The 2,964-nt window shown below is 50.3% G+C and carries 1 rRNA gene; it reads right to left on the reverse strand.

The window, feature by feature from the left end:
• Positions 1-52: 52 nt before the first annotated feature.
• A 23S ribosomal RNA gene (locus OIZ54_RS20220) occupies positions 53-2,939 on the reverse strand.
• Between the last annotated feature and the right edge of the window lie 25 nt (positions 2,940-2,964).

The raw sequence follows: 2,964 nt of genomic DNA on the forward strand, positions 1-2,964 counted from the left end.
TAGCTATTAACTTCTGTCGCTTGTTTCTGTCACAAAACGCGTTTGGCGTTGTATGGTTAAGCCTCACGGGTAATTAGTACAAGTTAGCTTAATGGCTCACACCACTTCCACATCTTGCCTATCAACGTTGTAGTCTTCAACGGCCCTTCAGAGACTTTAAAAGTCTAGTGAGAAATCATCTCGAGGCCTGCTTCGCGCTTAGATGCTTTCAGCGCTTATCAGTTCCGAACGTAGCTACCGGGCAATGCCATTGGCATGACAACCCGAACACCAGCGGTTCGTTCACTCCGGTCCTCTCGTACTAGGAGCAACCCCTCTCAATTCTCAAACGCCCACGGCAGATAGGGACCGAACTGTCTCACGACGTTCTAAACCCAGCTCGCGTACCACTTTAAATGGCGAACAGCCATACCCTTGGGACCGACTTCAGCCCCAGGATGTGATGAGCCGACATCGAGGTGCCAAACACCGCCGTCGATATGAACTCTTGGGCGGTATCAGCCTGTTATCCCCGGAGTACCTTTTATCCGTTGAGCGATGGCCCTTCCATTCAGAACCACCGGATCACTATGACCTACTTTCGTACCTGCTCGACGTGTCTGTCTCGCAGTTAAGCTGGCTTCTACCATTACACTAACCGTACGATGTCCGACCGTACTTAGCCAACCTTCGTGCTCCTCCGTTACTCTTTGGGAGGAGACCGCCCCAGTCAAACTACCCACCAGGCACTGTCCGTAACCCCGATTCAGGGGCCAACGTTAGAACATCAAAACTACAAGGGTGGTATTTCAAGGACGACTCCACAACAACTAGCGTCGCTGCTTCAAAGTCTCCCACCTATCCTACACATGTAGGTTCAATGTTCAGTGCCAAGCTGTAGTAAAGGTTCACGGGGTCTTTCCGTCTAGCCGCGGGTACACAGCATCTTCACTGCGATTTCAATTTCACTGAGTCTCGGGTGGAGACAGCGTGGCCATGGTTACACCATTCGTGCAGGTCGGAACTTACCCGACAAGGAATTTCGCTACCTTAGGACCGTTATAGTTACGGCCGCCGTTTACCGGGGCTTCGATCAAGAGCTTCGTCCGAAAACTAACCCCATCAATTAACCTTCCGGCACCGGGCAGGTGTCACACCGTATACGTCATCTTGCGATTTTGCACAGTGCTGTGTTTTTAATAAACAGTCCCAGCCACCTGGTCACTGCGGCTCCCGTCCGCTTAGAGAGCAAGTCTCATCACAGATAGGAGCGTACCTTCTCCCGAAGTTACGGTACGATTTTGCCTAGTTCCTTCACCCGAGTTCTCTCAAGCGCCTTAGTATTCTCTACCTGACCACCTGTGTCGGTTTGGGGTACGATTCGGTATAATCTGAAGCTTAGAGGCTTTTCCTGGAAGTATGGCATCAGCAACTTCACACCCTTGGGTGCTCGTCTCGTGTCTCAGCCTAACAGCAACCCGGATTTACCTAAGTCACTAGCCTACTCACTTTCACATGGACAACCATCGCCATGCTTGCTTAGCCTTCTCCGTCCCCCCATCGCAATTATACCAAGTACGGAAATATTAATCCGTTTCCCATCGACTACGCCTTTCGGCCTCGCCTTAGGGGTCGACTTACCCTACCCTGATTAACATGGGATAGGAACCCTTGGTCTTCCGGCGTGCGGGTTTTTCACCCGCATTATCGTTACTCATGTCAGCATTCGCACTTCTGATACCTCCAGCATACCTCCCGGTACACCTTCAACGGCTTACAGAACGCTCCCCTACCACTCATCCTAAGATGAATCCGCAGCTTCGGTGCATAGTTTAGCCCCGTTACATCTTCCGCGCAGACCGACTCGACCAGTGAGCTATTACGCTTTCTTTAAAGGATGGCTGCTTCTAAGCCAACCTCCTGGCTGTCTGGGCCTTTCCACATCGTTTCCCACTTAACTATGACTTTGGGACCTTAGCTGGCGGTCTGGGTTGTTTCCCTCTTCACGACGGACGTTAGCACCCGCCGTGTGTCTCCCGGATAGTACTTTACGGTATTCGGAGTTTGCAAAGGGTTGGTAAGTCGGGATGACCCCCTAGCCTTAACAGTGCTCTACCCCCGTAAGTATTCGTCCGAGGCTCTACCTAAATAGATTTCGGGGAGAACCAGCTATCTCCCGGTTTGATTAGCCTTTCACTCCTAGCCACAGGTCATCCCCTAACTTTTCAACGTTAGTGGGTTCGGTCCTCCAGTTGATGTTACTCAACCTTCAACCTGCCCATGGCTAGATCACCGGGTTTCGGGTCTATACCTTGCAACTATTCGCCCAGTTAAGACTCGGTTTCCCTACGGCTACCCTAATCGGTTAACCTCGCTACAAAATATAAGTCGCTGACCCATTATACAAAAGGTACGCAGTCACCCAACAAGTGGGCTCCTACTGCTTGTACGTACACGGTTTCAGGTTCTATTTCACTCCCCTCACAGGGGTTCTTTTCGCCTTTCCCTCACGGTACTGGTTCACTATCGGTCAGTTGGGAGTATTTAGCCTTAGATGATGGTCCACCTATATTCAGTCAAAGTTTCACGTGCTCCGACCTACTCGATTTCACTTAAAATGTCTTTTCATGTACGGGACTATCACCCTGTATCGTGGCACTTTCCAGAGCCTTCCATTAACACATAATAAGCTTAAGGGCTGTTCCGATTTCGCTCGCCGCTACTATCGGAATCTCGGTTGATTTCTTTTCCTACGGGTACTTAGATGTTTCAGTTCTCCGCGTTCGCCTCGTTAACCTATGTATTCAGTTAACGATACCTGCAAGCAGGTGGGTTTCCCCATTCGGAAATCCTAGTCTCAAGCGCTTTTTACTAGCTTGACTAGGCTTATCGCAAGTTAATACGTCCTTCATCGCCTCCAACTGCCAAGGCATCCACCGTGTACGCTTAGTCACTTAACCATACAACCCAAACGGGTCTTTGTTA

Source organism: Pseudoalteromonas sp. A3 (assembly GCF_025942345.1).
Lineage (GTDB): Bacteria > Pseudomonadota > Gammaproteobacteria > Enterobacterales > Alteromonadaceae > Pseudoalteromonas > Pseudoalteromonas atlantica.